We start from the raw sequence: 20,024 nt of genomic DNA, 5'->3' as shown, positions 1-20,024 counted from the left end.
GCCTCGTGGGCGCAGCGACGAACGGCATGAGCACAGGGCTCTTCAGCGACGGACTCAACCTAGCGCCTGTACCCACCTCATGGCAGCGGGAGCCCGCTCGGCGGGGGAGGCTGTGCCGGTGCCGGTGCCGGCTCGGGCAGCCCGGTGCGGGCGGGGGTGCGCTCGTGGTGGACCTCCACGCGGTAGCGGACGAAGGCAGGCAGCGCGAGCACCGCGACCACGGTGCAGATCACCACCAGCAGACCGCCCCCGGCCGCCGCGGCGGTCGTGCCCACCGCCACCGCCGCCGCGCCGTGCGCGGCGTCGCCCAGCCGCGGCCCGCCGGCCACCACCACCGTGAACACCCCCTGCAGCCGTCCACGCACCTCGTCGGTGGCCGCCTGCTGCAGCATGGTGGAGCGGTAGACCGCCGAGACCATGTCGGCCGCGCCGCCCAGCGCCAGGAAGCCCACCGCCAGCACCAGCCAGCCCGGACCGAGGGCGGCAACGAGGCCGAAGCCGGTCATCGCCAGGCCCCACACCATGATGGACACCACCACCGCCACACCCTGGCGCTGCACCCGCGGCAGCCAGCCGGAGAACACCCCGCCCAGCACCGCGCCGAGGGAGATGCCGGCGAACAGCAGGCCCAGCGCGGGACCGCCGTCGGCGGGGTCGCCGAAGCTCTCCTGGGCCATCTGCGGGAACAGCGCCCGTGGCATGCCGAAGACCATGGCGATGATGTCGACCACGAACGAGGCCAGCAGCACCTTGTGCCCGGCCAGGTAGCGGAAGCCCTCGAGCACCTCCCGCAGCCCGGCCCGGCGCGCGGTGCCGGTCGGGGGGATGCGCGGCAGGCGCCACACCGCCCAGAGCGTGGCCAGCAGGAACACCGAGTCCACCAGGTACAGCGTGGCCAGGCTGACGAACGGCAGCGCCACCCCGGCCAGCACCGGGCCTGCGATGGAGCCGAGCTGGAACACCGTCATGTTCAGCGCGTTCGCCGCAGGCAGCTGTTCGGGGGGCAGCAGCCGCGGGATGAGCGCGCTGCGGGTGGGCGAGTTGATCGCGAAGAACGCCTGCTGCACCGCGAGCAGACCCAGCACCAGCCAGACGTTGTCCACGCCCAGCAGCGCCTGCAGCCAGAAGCCGAGCGAGGTGAGGCCGATGCCGGTGGAGCTGACCAGCAGCAGGGTGCGCCGGTCGAGCACGTCGGCCAGCGCCCCGCCCCACAGCCCGAACACCACCAGCGGCACCAGCGCGAAGAGGCCGATCAGCCCGACGTAGGCCGAGGAGCCGGTGAGCTGGAAGACCTGCAGCGGCACCGCCACCACGGTCAGCTGGGCGCCGACCACGGTGACCACGCCGCTGACCCAGAGCCGGCGGTAGGCAGGCGTGGGCAGCGGGGTGGTGTCGGCCAGTGCGCCGCGCAGGCCGAGCACTACCGCACCTCCCGCAGGAGCTGGCCGCCCGCCGCTGCCCGGCGGGGCCCGGTCAAGGCTGCAGACGTTCGAGCAGCCACTCCCGGGTGGTGGGGGTGAAGCGGAACTGCAGCCGGTCGTGCAGCCGGTCGCGCTGGCCCTGCCAGAACTCCACGTGGTCGGCGACGATGCGGATGCCGCCCCAGTGCGGGGGCACCGGGACCTGCTCGTGGTCGGCGTAGCGCCGCGTCACCTCCGCGAGCGCGTCCTCCAGCACCTGCCGCGACCCGGCGACGGCCGACTGCACCGACGCCCAGGCCCCCAGCTGCGAGCCGCGGGGCCGGGTGGCCCAGTAGGCGGCGGTCTCCTCCTCGGAGACGTGCTCGGTGATCCCCCGCACGTGCACCTGCCGCTGCAGCGCGAACATCGGGAAGGTGGCGCTGGCGTAGGGCATCTCGCGCAGCTGGTGGGCCTTGGCCGACGTGCGGTTGGTGTAGAAGACCACGCCGCGCTCGTCCAGGCCCTTGCACAGCACGGTGCGGCTGGACGGGCGGCCCTCGGAGTCGGTGGTGGCCAGCACCATCGCGTTGGGCTCCACCACGTCGGCGTCGGCAGCCTCGCTCAACCAGCGGCCGAGCTGCTCGTACCAGGTGTCGGCGATGGTCTTCTCGTCCAGCTCGGGCACCTGCATCGTCTCCGTGTCGTATGCAATCCGCATGCTCGCCAGGTCCGGGACGACGTCGAGCCCCTCACCCGGTTCCACGGCGCAGACGGTACGCCGGACCGACCGCGCCGACGGTGCCAGGATCCCGACGTTGCACACTTACCTCGTACCAGGGCAGGGTGAGCCACGCCGCGACACGCGCGTGGTGACAGATATTGCAGTGCGACGACCAGGAGGCTTCAGCGGACATGGCAGATTCAGGGCTACCGGAGGGCTTCTCCGAGGGTCTGGAGGGCGTCGTCGCCTTCACCACCCAGATCGCCGAGCCAGACAAGGACGGCGGCGCGCTGCGCTACCGCGGGGTGGACATCGAGGACCTCGCGGGCAAGGTCACCTTCGGCAACGTGTGGGCCCTGCTGGTCGACGGTCGCTTCGGCCCCGGCCTGCCGCCGGCGGAGCCGTTCCCGCTGCCCATCCACACCGGTGACGTCCGGGTGGACGTGCAGGCCGCGCTGGCCATGCTCGCCCCCATCTGGGGCTACGCGCCGCTGCTGGACATCGACGAGGCCACCGCGCGCGACGACCTCGCCCGGGCCTCGGTCATGGCGCTGTCCTACGTCGCCCAGTCCGCCCGCGGGATCTACCAGCCGGCCGTGCCGCAGAAGGTCATCGACGAGTGCTCCACCGTCACCGAGCGCTTCATGACGCGCTGGCGCGGCGACCCGGACCCCAAGCACGTCAAGGCCATCGACGCCTACTGGGTGTCGGCTGCCGAGCACGGCATGAACGCCTCCACCTTCACCGCCCGGGTGATCGCCTCCACCGGTGCCGACGTGGCCGCGGCCATGTCCGGCGCCATCGGCGCGATGAGCGGCCCGCTGCACGGCGGCGCCCCCGCCCGCGTGCTGCCCATGGTCGCCGAGACCGAGCGCACCGGTGACCCCGTCGGTCTGGTCAAGGGGATCCTGGACCGCAAGGAGAAGCTGATGGGCTTCGGCCACCGGGTCTACCGGGCCGAGGACCCCCGCGCCCGCGTGCTGCGGCGCACCGCCAAGGAGCTCGACGCCCCGCGCTACGAGGCCGCCGCCGCGCTGGAGCAGGCTGCGCTCACCGAGCTGCGCGAGCGCCGTCCGGACCGTCCCATCGAGACCAACGTGGAGTTCTGGGCCGCCGTGATCCTGGACTTCGCCGAGGTACCCGCGCACATGATGCCGGCGATGTTCACCGCCGGGCGCACCGCCGGCTGGGCCGCGCACATCATGGAGCAGAAGCGCCTGGGCAAGCTGGTCCGCCCGGCCGCCTACTACGCCGGTCCCGCGCCGCGCCGTCCCGAGGACGTCGAGGGCTGGAACGAGATCTCGCACGCGTGAGCACCCGACACCGGGCGGGCGCCGCACTGCCCGCCCGGTGCGGGGCACCCCTCGGGGAGCCTGCGAGAATGACCACATGACGACACCGGCCATCACCATCCCCGCTGACCTGCTCCCGTCCGACGGCCGCTTCGGCTGCGGTCCCTCCAAGGTCCGCCCGGAGCAGCTGGACGCCCTCGTCGCCGCCGGCAGGACGGTGATGGGCACCAGCCACCGCCAGAAGCCGGTCAAGGACGTGGTGAAGCGGGTCCGCGGCGGTCTGCGCGAGCTGTTCGCCCTGCCCGAGGGCTACGAGGTGGTGCTGGGCAACGGTGGCACCACCGCCTTCTGGGACGCGATGGCCTTCGGCCTGGTCCGGGAGCGCACGCTGAACCTGGTCAACGGCGAGTTCAGCGGCAAGTTCGCCAGCGTGGTCAAGGGTGCGCCGTTCCTGGGCGACCCGGTGGTGGTCAACGCGGAGCCGGGCACCGCCGCCGAGCCCGTGGCCGACCCCTCCTGCGACGTCATCGGCTGGGCGCACAACGAGACCTCCACCGGCGTGATGACCCCGGTGCAGCGCCCCGCGGGCTCCGAGGGTGCGCTGGTGGCCATCGACGCCACCTCCGGTGCCGGTGGGCTGCCGGTGGACGTCCGCGACACCGACGTCTACTACTTCGCCCCGCAGAAGTCCTTCGCCTCCGACGGCGGCCTGTGGCTGGCCCTGATGAGCCCCGCCGCCCTGGAGCGCGTGGCCGAGATCGCCGCCACCGACCGCTGGTCGCCGGAGTCGCTGTCGCTCACCACCGCGCTGGACAACAGCGTCAAGGAGCAGACCTACAACACCCCGGCGGTGGCCACGCTGCTGATGCTGGCCGAGCAGGTGGAGTGGATGAACGGCAACGGCGGGCTGGACTGGTGCGTCTCGCGCACCACCGACTCCTCCTCGCGGCTCTACGACTGGGCCGAGGCCAGCTCCTACGCCACCCCGTTCGTCGCCGAGCCCGCGCACCGCTCGCTGGTGGTGGGCACCATCGACTTCAGCGACGACGTCGACGCAGCCGCCGTGGCGAAGGTGTTGCGCGCCAACGGTGTTGTGGACACCGAGCCGTACCGCAAGCTGGGCCGCAACCAGCTGCGCGTGGGCATGTTCCCGGCCATCGAGCCCGACGACGTGCAGGCGCTGACCGCCTGCATCGACCACGTCGTCGGCAAGCTCGGCTGAGCCGGCTGTAGCACAACCGGTTTCGCTGCCCGAGGCGTGTTGGGTGCCCGGACCTCTGCACGGGTGAATTACACTCGTGTCGTTAACCCTTGCAGAGGCTCCAGGAGGCCGACGTGCGCGCACTTCGAGTAATCGGTCTAGAGGCCGACGGAAAGTCCCTGGTCTGCGAGGACACCGAGAGCCAGGAGAAGTTCAGCCTGGTGGTGGACGACAAGCTCCGGGCCGCCGCCCGCGGTGAGCTGACCCCGCAGGGCAAGGCGGACACCGACCGCCAGAGCCAGCTGCGCCCCCGCGACATCCAGACCCGCATCCGCGCCGGCGCCACCCTGGAGGAGGTCGCCTCCGCCGCCGGCGTCCCGGTCTCGCGCATCGAGCGCTTCGCCTACCCCGTGCTGCTGGAGCGCTCCCGCGCCGCCGAGGTCGCCCAGGAGGGCCACCCCGTGCGCCCGGACGGCCCCGCCGTGCTCACCCTGGTGGAGATCGTCGCCGACGCGATGCAGCAGCGCGGCCAGGACCTGGCCAACGCCACCTGGGACGCCTGGCGCGGCGAGGACTCCCGCTGGGTGGTGCAGCTGCGATGGACCACTGGTCGCTCCGACAACCGGGCGCACTGGCGCTTCCAGCCGGGTGCGCACGGTGGCACCATCGTCGCCCTGGACGACCCGGCCGCGGACCTGATCGACCCGAACCCCACGCGTCCGCTGCGCACCATCCCGACGGTCTCCGAGGCCGCCGAGGCCGTGGCCGAGCCGGCGGTCAAGCCCGTCGCCGACCCCGCCCCCGCCCCCGCCCCGACCGCCGAGGTCACGGTGGAGGTGGACGTCGAGGTGGAGCAGGCTCCCGAGCAGCCCGCCCAGGAGCAGGCGCCGGCCGAGCCGGTGGCCGAGCGCGCCCCGCGCCCCAAGCAGAGCAAGGCCGCCACGTCGCGCAAGGACCGCCAGAAGGCGGCCGTGCCGTCCTGGGAGGACGTCCTGCTGGGCGTCCGCAGCCAGCGCGGCTAGCACCGCCGGTGCGTGATGCCCGCTCGAGGGCGACCTAGGCTGCAACCATGTCTACCGAGCGGCCGGTGCTGCCCCCTCAGGCCCGCGGAGCCACCCCGCCCCGGGGGCTCAGCATCGAGCAGGTGGCCGAGCGGGTCAGCGCCGGGCAGACCAACGACGTCCCGCTGACCGGTGGCCGCACCGTCGGCCAGATCGTCCGCTCCAACGTCTTCACCCGCATCAACGCGATCTACGCGGTGCTGCTGGCCATCATCCTGTCCACCGGGCACTTCCTGGACGGGCTGTTCGGCTTCCTGCTGATCGTCAACAGCAGCGTCGGCATCGTCCAGGAGATCCGCGCCAAGCGCACCCTGGACCGCCTGGCCATCGTGGGCGCGGCCCATCCCCGGGTGCGCCGCGACGGCACCAGCGCCGAGCTGACCGCCACCGAGGTGGTCCTGGACGACATCATCGAGGTCTCCGCCGGCGACCAGATCGTGGTGGACGGCGTCACCGTCGAGGCGGGCGCGCTCGAGGTGGACGAGTCGATGCTCACCGGCGAGTCCGACCCGGTGGCCAAGAACCCCGGTGACGAGCTGATGTCCGGCAGCTTCGTGGTGTCCGGCTCCGGCGCCTACCAGGCCACCAAGGTCGGCCGGGACGCCTACGCCGCCCGCCTGGCCGAGGAGGCCAGCAAGTTCACCCTGGTCAGGTCCGAGCTGCGCAGCGGCATCGACAAGATCCTCAAGTTCATCACCTACCTGCTCGTCCCCACCGGCGCGCTGACCATCTACAACCAGCTCAGCGGTGACCAGGACCTGCCGGACGCCCTGGTGGGCATGGTGGCGGCCCTGGTGCCGATGGTGCCCGAGGGCCTGGTGCTGATGACCTCCATCGCCTTCGCCGTCGGCGTGGTGCGGCTGGGCCAGCGGCAGTGCCTGGTGCAGGAGCTGCCCGCCATCGAGGGCCTGGCCCGCGTGGACGTGGTGTGCGCGGACAAGACCGGCACGCTCACCGAGGTGGGCATGCGGCTGTCCGAGCTGCGCGTGCTCGGCGGCGCGGACCGGGCCACCGTGGAAGCCGCGCTGGGCGCGCTGTTCCACGCCGACCCGCGGCCCAACCTGAGCCTGGCCGCCATCGGTGAGGCCTTCCCCACCGACCCGGGCTGGACGGTGCAGGCGCTCGCCCCGTTCTCCTCGGCCCGCAAGTGGAGCGGCAACAGCTTCGGCCCGGACCAGCGCTGCAGCGACGGCCACTGGCTGCTCGGCGCCCCGGACGTGCTGCTCGACCCGGACAGCCCCGCCGCGGCCGAGGCCGAGCAGGTGGGCGCCCAGGGCCTGCGCGTGCTGCTGCTGGCCCGCAGCGACCGCCGGGTGGACGCCCCCGACGCCCCCGGCGTGGTCACTCCCTGCGCCCTGGTGGTGCTGCAGCAGCGGGTGCGCGACGACGCGCGCGCCACCCTGGAGTTCTTCCACGCCCAGGACGTCACCGTGAAGGTGATCTCCGGCGACAACGCCGTCTCGGTCGGTGCGGTGGCGTCCTCGCTGGGCCTGGTCGACCCCCACGGACCGGTGGACGCCCGCGAGCTCACCGACGACCCGCACGCCCTGCAGGAGCTCGCCGACCGCACCACCACCTTCGGCCGGGTCAACCCGCCGCAGAAGCGGGCGCTGGTGCGGGCGCTGCAGGACTCCGGGCACACCGTGGCGATGACCGGCGACGGCGTCAACGACGTGCTCGCGCTCAAGGACGCCGACATTGGGGTGGCGATGGGCTCGGGCAGCTCCGCCGCCCGCTCGGTCGCCCAGATCGTGCTGCTGGACAACAAGTTCGCCACCTTGCCCTACGTGGTCGCCGAAGGCCGGCGGGTGATCGGCAACATCGAGCGGGTCTCCAACCTGTTCCTCACCAAGACCGTCTACTCGGTGCTGCTGGCGCTGCTGGTCGGACTGGCCCAGGTGCCCTACCCCTTCATCCCCCGCCACGTCACCATCGCCGCCTGGTTCACCATCGGCATCCCGGCGTTCGTGCTGTCGCTGGCCCCCAACCACGAGCGGGCCCGCAGCGGGTTCGTCCGCCGGGTGATGCGCCTGGCCGTGCCCTCGGGCGTGGTCGTCGGCGTCGCGACCTTCGTCTCCTACCTGCTGGTCTACCAGGGCGAGGGCGCCACCCCCGAGCAGGTCACCCAGCAGTCCACCACCGCGCTGATCACGCTGATCACCGTGGGCCTGTGGGTGCTGGTGCTGGTGGCCCGGCCGTTCGCCTGGTGGAAGGCGGTGCTGGTGGGGGCGATGTGCGGACTGGTGGTGCTGGTCTTCGCGCTGCCGCTGGGCCGGCGCTTCTTCGTCCTGGACCCCTCGAACGTGGCGTGGACGACCACCGGGCTGGTCTGCGGAGCGGTGGGGATCGTGGCGGTGACGCTGAGCTGGTGGCTGGCCAACCGCTGGGCCGCCACCCACGACGACGACCAGGACGCCGCCCACGGTGGGTCGCACGGCGGCACCCACGCCGAGGCGGCCCCGCTGCCGGTGTCCTGACTGCTCAGGACAGGGTGCTCAGCGCCAGCCCCACCCAGGCCACGCCCGCACCGACCAGCACGCCCAGCACACCCCAGCGCCAGACCGGCACCGTCCGGAACAGCCACAGCGACGGCAGCAGGCCGCCGACCACCACCAGGTTGGCCGCCACCACGAGCAGCGGGTGGACGGTGGCCAGGCCCGCGCTCATCGCGCCCAGCGCCACTGCCACCACCACCGCCACGAAGGCGGCCACGGTGAGGCCGGTGCCCCACGGGGTCGGCTCCGGCGGTCGGAACAGCCGCACCTCGTCGCCGTCCACCACCGCCAGCTCCAGCCCACCACCCACCGCGTGCCGGGCGGCCAGCTGCTCGGCGCGCCGACGCACGATGCCGCGGGCCTCCCCGCGCGCGTCCTCCAGCGCCCGGCTGACCACGGCCCACTCCGCCAGGTCGGCGGGCAGCCCGGGTGCCAGCTCGCCGGCGGGGTCCTCCACCCCACCGCCGACGCGGAGGACGACGGTCACCGCACCCGCTCGTAGAAGGCCATCGCCGCGGCGGTGGCCACGTTGAGCGAGTCGGTGCCCGGCGCCATCGGGATGCGCGCCCGCACGTCGGTGGCCCGCATGGCGTGCTCCGTCAGCCCCGGGCCCTCGGCGCCGAGCAGCACCGCCACCTTCTCCCCCGTCATGGCCTGCGACAGCGGCAGCGCCGTGGGGTCCGGGGTGAGCGAGATGAGCTGGAAGCCCTGCTGGCGCAGCGCGTCCAGCCCCCGGGGCCAGTCCGGCACCCTGGCGAAGGGCACCCGCAGCACGTGGCCCATGGACACCCGCACGGAGCGGCGGTAGAGCGGGTCGGCGCAGCGGTCGCCGAAGAGCACCGCGTCCACCCCGAGGCCGGCGGCGTTGCGGAACATCGAGCCGAGGTTCTCGTGGTCGTTGACTCCCTCGAGCACCGCCACGGTGCGGGCCTCGGCGAGCACCTCGTCCAGCCCGAGCGCGGGCGGGCGGTCGGCGGAGATCAGCACGCCGCGGTTGAGGTGGAAGCCGACCACCTCGGCCATCACCTCGGCGGTGGTGAGGACGAAGGGCACGTCCACTCCAGCCAGGTCGTCGGCCAGCTCGTCCAGGCGGCGCTGCACCCCCAGCAGGGCGCGCGGCCGGAAGCGGGAGCCCAGCAGCCGCTGGGCCACCAGCACGCCCTCCCCGATGACCAGCCCCTTGCCCGAGGGCAGGTCCGGACGCCGGTCGGAGGAGTTGAGCTCACGGAAGTCGTCGAACACGGGAGCCGACGGGTCGTCACACTCGATGATCACAGCCACCGCGGGCATCTTTCCGTTGCCACCCTGCCGCACGACGGGCGACCCCGGCATGGCACCGTTGCGCTCCGGCACCGCGATCCGGGAGGACAGATGGGCGAGGACGTCACGCACCGCAAGTTCACCCGCGGGGACCGCGCACGCTTCCGCGCCAAGGCGCAGGACTGCCTGGACGCGCTCACCACCATGCTCGCCGACGGTGCGTTCGAGCCCGGCGAGCCGCAGCTGGGCATGGAGGTCGAGCTGAACCTGGTGGACGAGCACATGCAGCCGGCGATGGCCAACGCCGAGGTGCTCACCGCCATCGCCGACCCGGACTTCCAGACCGAGCTGGGCCAGTTCAACATCGAGATCAACGTGGCACCGCGCCCGTTCCCACGGGACGAGACGCTGAGCCTGGAGCAGGACCTGCGGGCGTCGCTGAACGCCGCCGACGCCAAGGCGCGCGAGCAGGGCAGCCAGCTGGTGATGGTGGGGATGCTGCCCACCCTGCGCCAGGAGCACTTCCACAGCCAGTGGCTGTCCAAGAACCCCCGCTACGACCTGCTGAACGAGCAGATCTTCGCCGCCCGCGGCGAGGACATCGAGCTGGACATCGAGGGTGTGGCCATGCCCGGGGCGGCGCGGCCGGAGCGGCTGCGGGTGAGCACCGACACCATCCTGCCCGAGGCGGCGTGCACGTCGGTGCAGCTGCACCTGCAGGTGGAGCCGGACGCCTTCGCCGCGCACTGGAACGCCGCCCAGTGCCTGTCCGGCGTGCAGGTGGCGCTGGCGGCGAACTCGCCGTTCCTGGCCGAGACGGCGCTGTGGCACGAGAGCCGGGTGCCGGTGTTCGAGCAGGCCACCGACACCCGATCGCCGGAGCTGCGCATCCAGGGGGTGCGCCCGCGGGTGTGGTTCGGCGAGCGCTGGATCACCTCCATCTTCGACCTGTTCGAGGAGAACGCCCGCTACTTCCCCGCGCTGCTGCCGGTGTGCTCCGAGCAGGACCCACAGGCCGAGCTCGCTGCCGGGCGGGTGCCGGAGCTGCACGAGCTGAAGATGCACAACGGCACCGTGTACCGGTGGAACCGCCCGGTGTACGACACCGTCAACGGCGAGCCTCACCTGCGGATCGAGAACCGGGTGCTGCCGGCGGGGCCCAGCGTGCTGGACACCATGGCCGACGCCGCCTTCTACTACGGCACGCTGCGGGCGCTGGCCAACGACGAGCGTCCGCTGTGGACGCAGATGTCCTTCGACGCCGCCACCGAGAACCTGCACGCCGGCGCCAGGGACGGGCTGGGTGCCAAGCTGTACTGGCCCGACGCCGGCTGGATGAGCGTGAGCGAGCTGGTGCTGCGCAAGCTGCTGCCGCTGGCGCACGAGGGTCTCACCGCCTACGGGTTGTCCCAGCGCGCCATCGACCGCTACCTCGGGGTGATCGAGGGTCGCTGCGTGACCGGCCGCAACGGCGCGGTGTGGCAGCGCGAGCGAGTGGCGCAGCTGCAGCGCCAGGGCGCCGACCGGCGCAGCGCCCTCACCCAGATGCTGCACGACTACACCGAGGGAATGCACGCCGACCAGGCCGTGCACACCTGGACGCTCTAGCTCACCGGCGGTTGCGCACGATCATCAGCGGGCACTCCGCGGAGTGCAGCAGCGCGGTGCTGGTGGAGCCCAGCAGCAGCCCCCGGAAGCCCCCGCGGCCCCTCGAGCCCACCACCAGCAGCTGCGCGCCCTCCGAGCAGGCGAGCAGGTGCCGCACCGGGCGGTCCTGCACCACCACCCGCTGCACCACCACGTCCGGGTAGCGATCGGTGAAGCCGGCCAGCGACTCCGCCAGCGCAGCCTTCTCCGCCGACTCGATCGACTCCCACGGCAGACCGCGGTCGGGGGTGGCCGGGCGCAGCGACTGGTCGCTCCAGGCGTGCACCGCGACCAGCTCCGCCCCCCGCAGGGACGCCTCCTCGAACGCGATGGCCAGGGCCGGCTCGCTCGCCGCGGAGCCGTCCACGCCGACCACCACCGCGCCCTCGCCCTCGCCCTCGCCCTCGCCCTCGCCCGAGACTGCGGGCGCCACGTCCGTGTCGTGCAGGATCACCACCGGACACTCGGCGTGGTGGGAGACCGCCGAGCTCACCGACCCGACCAGGCCGCTGGTGAGCTCACCGAGCCCGCGGGCCCCGAGCACCACCATCCGGGCGCCGATGGAGAGCTCCACCAGCGCCTCGGCGGGCGCACCGGCCACCAGCTGCTTGTCCAGGCTGACGGGCTCGCCCGCCACCGAGCGCACCAGCTGCTCCGCCGCCTCCAGCTTCCGCCGGGCCTCGGCCACCTGGTCGTCGAAGAACCACTGGGGCATGCCGATCCCGCCGTAGGCGGCCATCGACACCGTCCACGCCGAGACCAGCACCAGCGGGGCGTGGTGCAGCTGGGCGGCCTCCGCCGCCCAGCGCACGGCCCGGTCTGATGCCGGCGATCCGTCGACGCCCACCACGATGCTGGGGTTAGCTGCCACCACTACCTCCTGTCCGCGCTGCACCGGTCGGTGACCGGCTCAGCTCACTCCTCGCTGCCGACCATCTGCTCGATGATGTCGGAGGCCTCGCGCAGGACGCGGCGCTGCGCCCCGGTCAGCTCGGACAGCCGGCTGTCCAGCCAGGCCTCCCGCGCGTTGATCTCCGCCTGCAGGTACTCCACACCGGGCTCGAGCACGCTGACGATCACCTGTCGGCCGTCGGTGGGGTGGGGCTTGCGCCCGATGAAGCTGAGGTCTTCCAGCACCGAGATGATCCGGGTCATCGACGGCGGCTGCACCCGCTCCTTGGCGGCCAGCGCGCCAGGAGTCATGGGTCCGTACACGTGCAAGGTGGACAACGCGGAGATGTGGGTGAGGCTGACCCGAGAGTCGGTGCGCTGGGCGCGGAGCCTCCGGTTGAGGCGCAGCACGGACAACCGGAGATCGCTGGCGAGCTGGCTGTCGCGCTCCTCGGTCATGGGCACACAGTAGCGGTGATCACACCGGGGAGGCTGTGGTTACATGCACCGGTGCCCCACCACCCACCCGCCGCTCCCCCGCTGCCCCGACGGCTGGCCGACCCCCGGCCGGTGATCGCCGTGGGCACCGCCGCCTGGGTGGTGGCCCTGGTCGTGGTGGTCGTCCGTGCCGCCACCGGACACACCAACAGCATGGTCATCGCCACCTGCGCGGTGGGCGCCGCGCTGGGCGTGCTGGGCTACGGCGTCTTCTACTGGCAGCGCCGGGCGGTGCGCAGCGGCAGCCGCGGCAGCCAGCAAGGGCTGTCCTAGGGGCGGGTGCCGCTCGCGGCGGCGCCGATCACCGCTGCACTGGGCCTGCTCGTCCGCACCCAGCCCGCCACCAGCAGGCAGAGCGTGGCCCAGGCCGCGCCGATGAGCCACCCGCCCAGCACGTCCGTCGTCCAGTGCACGGCAAGGTACAGCCGGGACGCCCCGATGATCCCCAGGTAGACCGCCGCGCCGGTCCCGGCCACGGTGCGCAGCAGCACGGAGCGGGTGCAGGTGAACACCAGCACCACCACCAGGTAGGCCGCCACCATGGAGCCCAGCGCGTGCCCGGACGGGAACGACAGCGAGTGCAGCACGTTCAGCCGGGTGTCCAGCGGCGGGCGCTGCCGGTCGAACAACCGCTTGAGTCCCACCACCAGCACCACCGCACCCAAGCCGGTGACCACGGCCTGCCCGGCCAGCACCCACCAGCGCCGCAGCGCCGCGAACCCCGCCACCGCGGTCACCACCACCGTGGCCGCGATGGTGCCCCCGAGCTTGGTGACGGTGTCGAAGAAGGTGGTGGCGCCGGGGCTGCGGTGGTCCAGGGCGAAGCGCAGCACGGGGCTGTCGACGTCGCTGAGCCCGCTGCCGGTGAGCACGCTGAGGACCACCACCGCCGCCGCACCGAGCAGGGCCAGCAGGACCGCGACGCGCACGTCCAGGCGGCTCATCGGGAGTGCAGCAGCGCGTGCACCACGCCGCTGTCCTGGGCGTGCAGCACCTCCGCGTCGTCCACCCACCAGTCCACCCGGTGCGTCTGCTCCCCCACCTGCACGCGCAGCTGCTCGTGCAGCACCACCACTCCGTCGGGCACCGGGACTGCCAGGGCGGCGCAGGCCAGGACGGCCGGGGCCAGGCTCGCCCACGGGCGGGGCTGGCCGGCGGAGCGCACGTGGCCGGCGTGGCGCTCGGAGGCCAGCGGCAGGTCCAGGACGTCGGCCAGGTCCGCGGCGAGCTCGCCGGTCGGCCCCAGGACCACGGTGTCCGCCGGGCACACCTGCACCAGCCAGGGCTGGTCGAGCACCGCGGCCCCGGCACCGTCGACCACCGTGCCGCTGAGCGCGCGCACCCGCTCCGGCGGGTCCAGCTCGTCCAGCTCCACCGCCCCCGTGCGCACTGCCGTGGCCAGGGCCGAGTGGGCACCGGCCACCACCGCCACGCTGGGCTGCCGCGAGGAGTCGGCCAGGCGCCGCAGCAGCAGCGCGGCCAGCTCGGTGGAGGTGACCTCGGCGCCGGCCAGCACCGCCGCGGGCAGCGCCGGCAGCGGTGCGGGGTCCAGCAGACCAGCGAAGGTCGCGTCGTCGTGGTGGCGCCAGCACTCCAGCGGCACCCCGTCGAGCTCGGCGTGCCGGCGCAGCCACCAGGCGGTGTAGCCGCCGGGCTGGCGCAGCGCGGCCAGCGTCTCCGGCTCGGCGCACAGCAGGGTGAGCGCCTGCTCCCACCGTGCGGGGTCCACCAGGTCGAGGTCGCGCACGGCGAGCACGGTGGCCGGCTCGGGGTCGCAGCCGGCCCACCAGCGCTGCTCGTCGTCCAGGTCGTGGTCGGGCCCGGCGGGGTCGTCGTCGGCGAGGACGGCGAAGCCGTGACCCACGCCCACTGCCTGCAGCAGCCGGGGCCCGTGCTCGTCGACCACCCGCTGGGCGACCGTGGTGAACGGCGCATCGGCGGCCAGCACCGCTGCCAGCGGTGCGTCGGGCAGCAGCAGCTCGTCGGCCGGGCGCAGCTCACCGTCGACGTCGGGCAGCAGCAGCTCACCGAGCCAGCGGTGCTCCCCCGGGCTCACCCCGGCGGCGTCCACCAGGCCCAGCACCGCGGTGGCCAGCTCGGCGGCGGCCAGCGGGTCGTCCGGGTCGGCCTCGCGGACCACCTCCTGCAGCAGCTCGTCGGCCAGCAGCTCGCCGGGTCCGGCGGGCACGGCGCCGAGGCGGCGCAGCAGCTGGTGCGCCGCGTCGGGGTGCACCACCCGAATGCCGGGCACCGCCAGCGGCACCTCGGCCAGGATGGTGCTGCGCGGGCCCAGCACGGTGCGGCCGTCCACCAGCGGGACCGGCAGGCCGGCCAGCTCGTCGGCGGCGCGCTGGTCGAGCACCAGCGGCTCCAGGGCGGCGTAGAGACGGTGCCACCACCCTGGCTCGCGGTGCACTGTGGACAGCTCCTCGGCCAGCGTCGCCAGCCCGGTGCGCGGCACCCCGAGGGCGACCAGCGCCGGGGCGTGCACGGCGGCGGACAGCTCGGCGTCGAGCAGCCCGGGCAGCACGTCGGCCAGCAGCGCGGTCAGCTCCGGGCCGGCCACGTCGAGCACCTGGGCGGCCCGGGGTGCCACCAGCCGGCGGGGACTCTCCTGCGCCGCGCCGTCCGGCCCAGCGTCCTCGGCCTGCGCGGCAGGCAGCCACGCGGCGTCGCGCAGCGCGGCCACGACCTCCTCGCGCAGCTGGGCGTCCACCGCGCTGCGGGGGAAGCCCGGCAGCGGCACCAGCCGGGTGCGCTGCTCCGGCGGCACCGCGGCCACCAGCCGCGGGTAGGTGCCGGCCACCGGGCCCAGCGAGGTGCCGGGCAGCACCCGTCGCCGGTCCGGCTGCAGCGGCACGTCGGTGATGAGCATCGCGGGCAGCGACAGCTCCTCGTCGGTGGCGGTGGGGGCGTGCAGCACGTCGTCGCCCAGCGCGACCACCGCACCGTCCGCGCCCAGCCGGGCCAGCCACCGCACGGGGGTCACGGCACCGTCAGCAGGAGCGGCAGCATCGACGCACCACCAGCGCTGCGAGCCGACGGTCAGCTCGCGCAGCCCGGGGCCGAGCTCGCGCTCGGTGCGGTGCACCACCTCACCGTCCACCGAGATGCGCTGCAGCGCGGGCAGCGCCAGGAGCAGCTGCGGGGCCTGCAGCAGGAAGTCGGTGAGCAGGGCGGCGCCGTCCACGCCCTCGCGCAGCGGCAGCACCACCTCGGTGGCGGCGCCGGCGGGCGGCTGCTCGGCCACCGGCCAGGCCAGGCGCAGCACCGGCACCTCGGTGAGCCCCAGCTCGGCACGGGTGCGGGCAGCCGAGAACGCCACCGAGCCGGTGGTGGAGAGCAGCCGCGGCTCCTCGCTGACGGCGAGCACCGCGGTGAAGCCGACGCCGTAGCGTCCCACCCCGCTGGTCTTGCCCGAGGCCCGCAGGGCCGCCAGCGCCTGCACGCCGGAGAGCTCCAGCGGCTGTCCGGTGTTGGCCACCCGCAGCTCGCCATCGACGAGGCGGACGGTCAGCTCACCGGGCACCCCGGCCCGCGCCGCCGCGTCGGCGGCGTTCTGCGCCAGCTCGGTGAGCACCCGGTCGCGGTACCCCCCGCGCACCAGGTCGGCCTCGGTGGCCGTGTCCTCGCGCAGCCGGGTGGGTGAGCGCCGCCAGGCCTGCAGCACCGCGGCCCGCAGCTCAGCCAGACCGAACGGGTCGTCGGCCGACACTGCTGGTTCCGGAGTGCTCCGGGGGCTCACTCGCCCCGCGACGCCGAGTCAGGCTCCGGCGTCGGGGTGATCTCCTCGGACGGCTGGGCAACCCCGGCCTCGGGTGCTGCGGCGTCCGGCACTGGGCTGTCCGACACTGGGCTGTCCGGCACTGGGCTGTCACCGGCGGGGCGGGTGGGCACGTCCACCAGCTCCAGGGCGGAGTCGTCGTAGACCACCTCCGAGACCGGGGTGGGCGAGAGGTCGACCACCACGGTGTCGGAGTGCGCGCCACAGCCGAACTCCGCGTGCACCACCTGGCCGTCGGCGGACATCTCGTTGCCGCACACCCCGAACGCTGCCCCCAGCGAGCCGGCGACGGGAAGGTAGTAGCCACAGGTGCCGCAGTGCAGCGGGACCACGGCGGCGCCGGGACCGTGCGGGCCGTCGTACCAGCGCTCCGCCGCGTCCAGCCGGCCCTCCAGGCTCATCACCTGGCGGCGGCCGAGCCCCACCTCGGTGGCCAGCGCCTCCACCGCGGGGTCGTCGCTGTAGAGGTAGCCCGGCACCAGGCGCGGGTCGTTCTCCGGCGGGGGCAGCAGGTCGCCGCTGCCCAGGTCACCGGCCTGGATGCGCTCCTCCCACGGCAGCCACTCCGGGGAGACCAGGGCGTCCGGGCCGGGCAGCAGCACGATCTCGCTGATGGTGACGTGGTCGGAGTCCGGCGCGGCGGCCACCACCACGGCCCACTCCCAGCCGCGGTAGCCCTTCAGCTCGGCGGCGAAGCGGTGGGTGGCGGCGCAGCCCTCGCTGTCCGGCTCGGCGTGCACCCCCAGGTGCGCACCGACCTCGCCCTCGTCGAGCTCCACGGCTGCGGCCCTGGCCAGCTCGACGGCCGCGGCGAGCACGGCACGCACCGGCTGCTCGTCGGCCGCCTGCGGCGACGCGTGCTGCTGGTCGACGGAGCTCGGGTCAGGGATGGTGCTGGTGCTGCTCACACCCCAATTGTGCCGCATCGTCTCAACCTCCTCCGCACGACCGATCCCGGACCGGCATGATGAGGCGATGTCCAGCTCGCTGCGCACCGTCGTGGCCGTGTGCTGCCTGCTGCTCACGGTGGCCGGGTGCGCCGGCCCAGCACCCGACCAGCTCGCTGCCGGCGGCGCGGGGCCGGCCCCCGAGCAGCTGCGCGTCGAGGTGCTCAGCACCCGGGCGCACGACCCGTCGGCGTTCACCCAGGGCCTGGAGGTGGCGGGCGGCCAGCTCTACGAGGGGACCGGGCTCACCGGCCGCTCCCGGGTGACCCGCAGCGACCTGGCCACCGGCACCGAGCTGGCCTCCGCCGCCCTGCCGGCCGACCTGTTCGGCGAGGGCCTCACCGTGGTGGGCGACACCGTCTGGCAGCTGACCTGGCAGGACGGGGTGGCCCTGCGCCGGGACGCCACGACGCTGGCCGAGACGGGCCGGGCCAGCTACACCGGGGAAGGCTGGGGCCTGTGCCACCAGGACGGCCACCCGGACGGCGTGCTGGTGATGAGCGACGGCACCGACACGCTCACCTTCCGCGACCCCACCACCTTCGCCCCCACCGGGTCGGTGTCGGTGCGGCTGCAGGGGGCCCCGCTCACCCAGCTCAACGAGCTGGAGTGCGTGGCCGGCGCCGTGTGGGCCAACGTCTGGCAGACCGACCGGATCGTGCGGATCGATCCCGCGACCGGCACGGTGACCGCCGTGGTGGACGCCGCGGGGCTGCTCGACCGCTCCCAGGCACCCGGCGCCGACGTGCTGAACGGCATCGCCGCTGTGGGAGATCGCTTCCTGATCACCGGAAAGCTGTGGCCCACGACGTACGAAGTCCGTTTCGTCCCAGTTGCCGACGCGCCCTGAGCGGCGCACCCCCCTGGGCTCGCGCCAGGCGTCCGCCGTTGCGGCAGAATCAACCTCGTGACTGCTCATGGTGATGACACTGCCTCTCGTGGTGGCGCACAGGCACGGCGTGGCTGGAGCGCCGGCCGCAAGCAGTCCGCTGCCGGCGGCACCGAGCCGGCCGACGCCACCGTGCCCCTGAACCCGCGCCGGCGCGCCCGGATGGGCATCCGCCGCCCACAGGCCCGCCCCGACCGCACCCCACAGCCGGAACCCACACCGCAGCCGGAACCCACCGCGGGCGTGGCGCCCCTCTTCCCGGCACCTGCCCACCCCGCGCCGGGGAACCTGGCGCCCACCGAGGTGACGCCGCACGGCGTGGCGACGGAGCTGCCCGCCCCGACCGGCTACCGCCCGCCGGCACCGCTGCCCGAGCACCACCCCGGCCACGGGCACGGAGGCGACGGGCACAACGGGCACGACGAGCCGCCCACGGAGCGCTACCCCCTGCAGGCCCCGCCGACCCCGCGGCTGGCGCCGGAGGACGTCGCCACCCGCGAGCTCGAGAGCCCGGTCGGCCGCGCCACCACCCGCCAGGCGCCACGCAAGCTCACCGTCACCCGGGTGGCGGCCATGCGCAGCAAGCAGCTCACCCGCGACGGCATCCGGCAGTTCCACCGCGCCGCCAGCGCCGACGGCGCGGACAAGTCCGGGCTCACCTCGCTGACCTACGCCTCCATGGCCAACTACGCCTCGGACGCGGCGATCGCCGTCGCGCTGGCCAACACCCTGTTCTTCGCCGCCGCCACCGGGGAGAGCAAGGGCAAGGTGGCGCTGTACCTGCTCATCACGGTGGCCCCGTTCGCGGTGATCGCACCGCTGATCGGCCCGGCGCTGGACCGCATCCAGCGGGGCCGACGGCTGGCGCTGGCCGGCTCGTTCGTCGGCCGCGCCGTGCTCGCGGTGATCATGGCGCTGAACTTCAACAGCTGGCAGCTCTACCCCGCGGCGCTGGGCGTGCTGGTGTTCAGCAAGTCCTTCGGGGTGCTCAAGTCCTCCGTCATGCCCAGGGTGCTGCCACCCGGCATCAGCCTGGTCAAGAGCAACTCGCGGCTCACCGTGTTCGGCCTGGTCGGCACCATCGTGGTGGGCGGCATCGCCGGGGCCTGGGCCAGCGTGTTCGGCTCGGGCGGAGCCCTGTGGTTCAGCGCCGCGGTCATGCTCGTCGGCGCCTGGCTGTGCATGCGGATACCCAAGTGGGTGGAGGTCACCGAGGGCGAGGTGCGCACCTCGCTCGTCTACACCCACGCCGACGAGCGCGCGGAACGCTCGCCCAAGCGCCAGGGCAAGGCGGCCAAGCAGCCGCTGAGCAGCCTGGTGCTGGCCAGCCTGTGGGGCACCGGCAGCACCAGGGTGCTCACCGGGTTCATCACCCTGTACATCGCCTTCGTGGCCAAGGCCACCGCCGAGGGCGGGCTGATGTACGCGACCACCCTGGGCGCGGTGGGCGCCGGCGCCGGGCTGGGCAACTTCCTCGGCAACGCCATCGGGGCACGGATGACGCTGGGCAAGCCGGACGTGGTGATCATCTGGTGCGCGTCGGCGACGCTGGCCATGTGCGTGGTGGCCGCGCTGCTCCCCGGCCTGCCCACCGCCGCGCTGGCCACCCTGGTGGGGGCGACGGGCAGCGCGCTGGCCAAGGTGTCCCTGGACGCCACCATGCAGCGCGACCTGCCCGAGGAGGCCCGCGCGTCGGCGTTCGGCCGCTCGGAGACCGTGCTGCAGCTGTCCTGGGTGCTCGGCGGCGCGCTCGGCGTGCTGCTGCCGCCCAACTACTGGGTGGGCTTCACCGTCATCTCCGTGCTGCTGGCGCTGGGCACCACGCAGGCAGCCCTCACCCGCAACGGCCGCACCCTGCTGCCGGGACTCGGTGGCGACCGTCCCAGCCGCACCCCGACTGCTGCATCGGTGGCCTGAGCGCTCCCCTATCCTCAAGCG

General features: G+C 73.8%; 17 protein-coding genes. 8 read left to right on the top strand and 9 right to left on the bottom strand.

Translation table 11 applies throughout. The annotated features are described in order from the left end of the window. Nucleotides 1–77 precede the first annotated feature (77 nt). Both AC3YNX_RS07490 and pdxH read right to left on the bottom strand, forming a co-directional pair. On the bottom strand, nucleotides 78–1,421 hold the full coding sequence (locus tag AC3YNX_RS07490) for an MFS transporter (RefSeq protein ID WP_489995075.1): 1,344 nt from the start codon (nucleotides 1,419–1,421) through the stop codon (nucleotides 78–80). 52 nt (nucleotides 1,422–1,473) lie between these two features. Beyond that, nucleotides 1,474–2,118: a pyridoxamine 5'-phosphate oxidase gene (gene pdxH / locus AC3YNX_RS07485; RefSeq protein ID WP_489995487.1), complete on the bottom strand. Its 645-nt coding sequence runs from the start codon at nucleotides 2,116–2,118 to the stop codon at nucleotides 1,474–1,476. A 194-nt stretch (nucleotides 2,119–2,312) separates the two neighbouring features. On the opposite strand from pdxH, the gene AC3YNX_RS07480 reads away from it, so the two are divergent. The 4 genes from AC3YNX_RS07480 to AC3YNX_RS07465 all read left to right on the top strand — a co-directional run bounded on the left by AC3YNX_RS07480 (nucleotide 2,313) and on the right by AC3YNX_RS07465 (nucleotide 8,152). Next, nucleotides 2,313–3,434, top strand: a complete 1,122-nt coding sequence (locus tag AC3YNX_RS07480; protein WP_127782021.1) for a citrate synthase 2 — start codon at nucleotides 2,313–2,315, stop codon at nucleotides 3,432–3,434. A 76-nt stretch (nucleotides 3,435–3,510) separates the two neighbouring features. After that, nucleotides 3,511–4,635: a phosphoserine transaminase gene (gene serC / locus AC3YNX_RS07475; RefSeq protein WP_127782020.1), complete on the top strand. Its 1,125-nt coding sequence runs from the start codon at nucleotides 3,511–3,513 to the stop codon at nucleotides 4,633–4,635. Between the two features lie 113 nt (nucleotides 4,636–4,748). Next, the gene (gene sepH / locus AC3YNX_RS07470) at nucleotides 4,749–5,636 is read left to right on the top strand and encodes a septation protein SepH (protein WP_489995074.1); all 888 of its coding nucleotides are present in this window, start codon (nucleotides 4,749–4,751) and stop codon (nucleotides 5,634–5,636) included. A 47-nt stretch (nucleotides 5,637–5,683) separates the two neighbouring features. Further along, on the top strand, nucleotides 5,684–8,152 hold the full coding sequence (locus AC3YNX_RS07465) for an HAD-IC family P-type ATPase (protein ID WP_489995073.1): 2,469 nt from the start codon (nucleotides 5,684–5,686) through the stop codon (nucleotides 8,150–8,152). A gap of 4 nt (nucleotides 8,153–8,156) precedes the next feature. On the opposite strand, the gene AC3YNX_RS07460 is transcribed toward AC3YNX_RS07465, so the two are convergent. Both AC3YNX_RS07460 and AC3YNX_RS07455 read right to left on the bottom strand, forming a co-directional pair. Then, nucleotides 8,157–8,657, bottom strand: a complete 501-nt coding sequence (locus AC3YNX_RS07460) for a DUF2537 domain-containing protein (RefSeq protein WP_489995072.1) — start codon at nucleotides 8,655–8,657, stop codon at nucleotides 8,157–8,159. Next, nucleotides 8,654–9,460: a TrmH family RNA methyltransferase gene (locus tag AC3YNX_RS07455; RefSeq protein WP_489983578.1), complete on the bottom strand. Its 807-nt coding sequence runs from the start codon at nucleotides 9,458–9,460 to the stop codon at nucleotides 8,654–8,656. The genes AC3YNX_RS07460 and AC3YNX_RS07455 overlap by 4 nt, the downstream gene beginning before the upstream one ends. 81 nt (nucleotides 9,461–9,541) lie before the next feature. Between AC3YNX_RS07455 and AC3YNX_RS07450 the strand changes: the two genes are divergently transcribed. Continuing rightward, nucleotides 9,542–11,038, top strand: a complete 1,497-nt coding sequence (locus AC3YNX_RS07450) for a glutamate-cysteine ligase family protein (RefSeq protein ID WP_489995071.1) — start codon at nucleotides 9,542–9,544, stop codon at nucleotides 11,036–11,038. A 1-nt stretch (nucleotide 11,039) separates the two neighbouring features. Here the strand turns inward: AC3YNX_RS07450 and AC3YNX_RS07445 are convergent, their stop codons facing one another. Both AC3YNX_RS07445 and AC3YNX_RS07440 read right to left on the bottom strand, forming a co-directional pair. Continuing rightward, nucleotides 11,040–11,948 carry a universal stress protein gene (locus AC3YNX_RS07445; RefSeq protein ID WP_489995070.1) on the bottom strand — a complete coding sequence of 303 codons (909 nt, stop codon included), beginning with the start codon at nucleotides 11,946–11,948 and terminating at the stop codon, nucleotides 11,040–11,042. A 44-nt stretch (nucleotides 11,949–11,992) separates the two neighbouring features. Beyond that, nucleotides 11,993–12,427: a MarR family winged helix-turn-helix transcriptional regulator gene (locus AC3YNX_RS07440; protein ID WP_127782015.1), complete on the bottom strand. Its 435-nt coding sequence runs from the start codon at nucleotides 12,425–12,427 to the stop codon at nucleotides 11,993–11,995. 51 nt (nucleotides 12,428–12,478) lie between these two features. Here AC3YNX_RS07440 and AC3YNX_RS07435 point away from each other — a divergent pair, with 51 nt between their 5' ends. Beyond that, nucleotides 12,479–12,739 (top strand): DUF2530 domain-containing protein, encoded by a 261-nt coding sequence (locus AC3YNX_RS07435; RefSeq protein ID WP_489995069.1) that lies wholly within the window; start codon nucleotides 12,479–12,481, stop codon nucleotides 12,737–12,739. On the opposite strand, the gene AC3YNX_RS07430 is transcribed toward AC3YNX_RS07435, so the two are convergent. From AC3YNX_RS07430 to AC3YNX_RS07420, 3 genes are read right to left on the bottom strand one after another with little or no spacing between them, the layout of a single operon-like run. Next, nucleotides 12,736–13,410, bottom strand: coding sequence for a phosphatase PAP2 family protein (locus AC3YNX_RS07430; protein WP_489995068.1), 675 nt, complete (start codon nucleotides 13,408–13,410; stop codon nucleotides 12,736–12,738). The genes AC3YNX_RS07435 and AC3YNX_RS07430 overlap by 4 nt on opposite strands. Next, nucleotides 13,407–16,181: a sacsin N-terminal ATP-binding-like domain-containing protein gene (locus tag AC3YNX_RS07425; protein ID WP_489995067.1), complete on the bottom strand. Its 2,775-nt coding sequence runs from the start codon at nucleotides 16,179–16,181 to the stop codon at nucleotides 13,407–13,409. The genes AC3YNX_RS07430 and AC3YNX_RS07425 overlap by 4 nt, the downstream gene beginning before the upstream one ends. Nucleotides 16,182–16,207: 26 nt before the next feature. Continuing rightward, nucleotides 16,208–17,158 carry a DUF3027 domain-containing protein gene (locus tag AC3YNX_RS07420; protein ID WP_489995066.1) on the bottom strand — a complete coding sequence of 317 codons (951 nt, stop codon included), beginning with the start codon at nucleotides 17,156–17,158 and terminating at the stop codon, nucleotides 16,208–16,210. A 67-nt stretch (nucleotides 17,159–17,225) separates the two neighbouring features. Here AC3YNX_RS07420 and AC3YNX_RS07415 point away from each other — a divergent pair, with 67 nt between their 5' ends. Together AC3YNX_RS07415 and AC3YNX_RS07410 are read left to right on the top strand one after the other, a co-directional pair. Beyond that, nucleotides 17,226–18,047 (top strand): glutaminyl-peptide cyclotransferase, encoded by an 822-nt coding sequence (locus AC3YNX_RS07415; protein WP_489995065.1) that lies wholly within the window; start codon nucleotides 17,226–17,228, stop codon nucleotides 18,045–18,047. Nucleotides 18,048–18,104: 57 nt separating this feature from the next. After that, nucleotides 18,105–20,003, top strand: coding sequence for an MFS transporter (locus AC3YNX_RS07410; RefSeq protein WP_489995064.1), 1,899 nt, complete (start codon nucleotides 18,105–18,107; stop codon nucleotides 20,001–20,003). The last annotated feature ends 21 nt before the right edge of the window (nucleotides 20,004–20,024 follow it).

This window comes from Rhodococcus sp. Z13_19A (assembly GCF_058133575.1).
The sequence above is the reverse complement of the archived record's forward strand: the minus strand, read 5'-3'. Positions and strand labels throughout refer to the sequence as shown.

What these genes read in the sequence shown, in the direction of transcription:
- AC3YNX_RS07440 (WP_127782015.1), bottom strand. Translation starts at nt 12,427, where the DNA reads ATGACCGAGGAGCGCGACAGCCAGCTCGCCAGCGATCTCCGGTTGTCC.
- AC3YNX_RS07455 (WP_489983578.1), bottom strand. Translation starts at nt 9,460, where the DNA reads ATGCCCGCGGTGGCTGTGATCATCGAGTGTGACGACCCGTCGGCTCCC.
- AC3YNX_RS07480 (WP_127782021.1), top strand. Translation starts at nt 2,313, where the DNA reads ATGGCAGATTCAGGGCTACCGGAGGGCTTCTCCGAGGGTCTGGAGGGC.
- AC3YNX_RS07450 (WP_489995071.1), top strand. Translation starts at nt 9,542, where the DNA reads ATGGGCGAGGACGTCACGCACCGCAAGTTCACCCGCGGGGACCGCGCA.
- serC (WP_127782020.1), top strand. Translation starts at nt 3,511, where the DNA reads ATGACGACACCGGCCATCACCATCCCCGCTGACCTGCTCCCGTCCGAC.
- pdxH (WP_489995487.1), bottom strand. Translation starts at nt 2,118, where the DNA reads ATGCGGATTGCATACGACACGGAGACGATGCAGGTGCCCGAGCTGGAC.
- AC3YNX_RS07415 (WP_489995065.1), top strand. Translation starts at nt 17,226, where the DNA reads ATGTCCAGCTCGCTGCGCACCGTCGTGGCCGTGTGCTGCCTGCTGCTC.
- AC3YNX_RS07430 (WP_489995068.1), bottom strand. Translation starts at nt 13,410, where the DNA reads ATGAGCCGCCTGGACGTGCGCGTCGCGGTCCTGCTGGCCCTGCTCGGT.
- AC3YNX_RS07465 (WP_489995073.1), top strand. Translation starts at nt 5,684, where the DNA reads ATGTCTACCGAGCGGCCGGTGCTGCCCCCTCAGGCCCGCGGAGCCACC.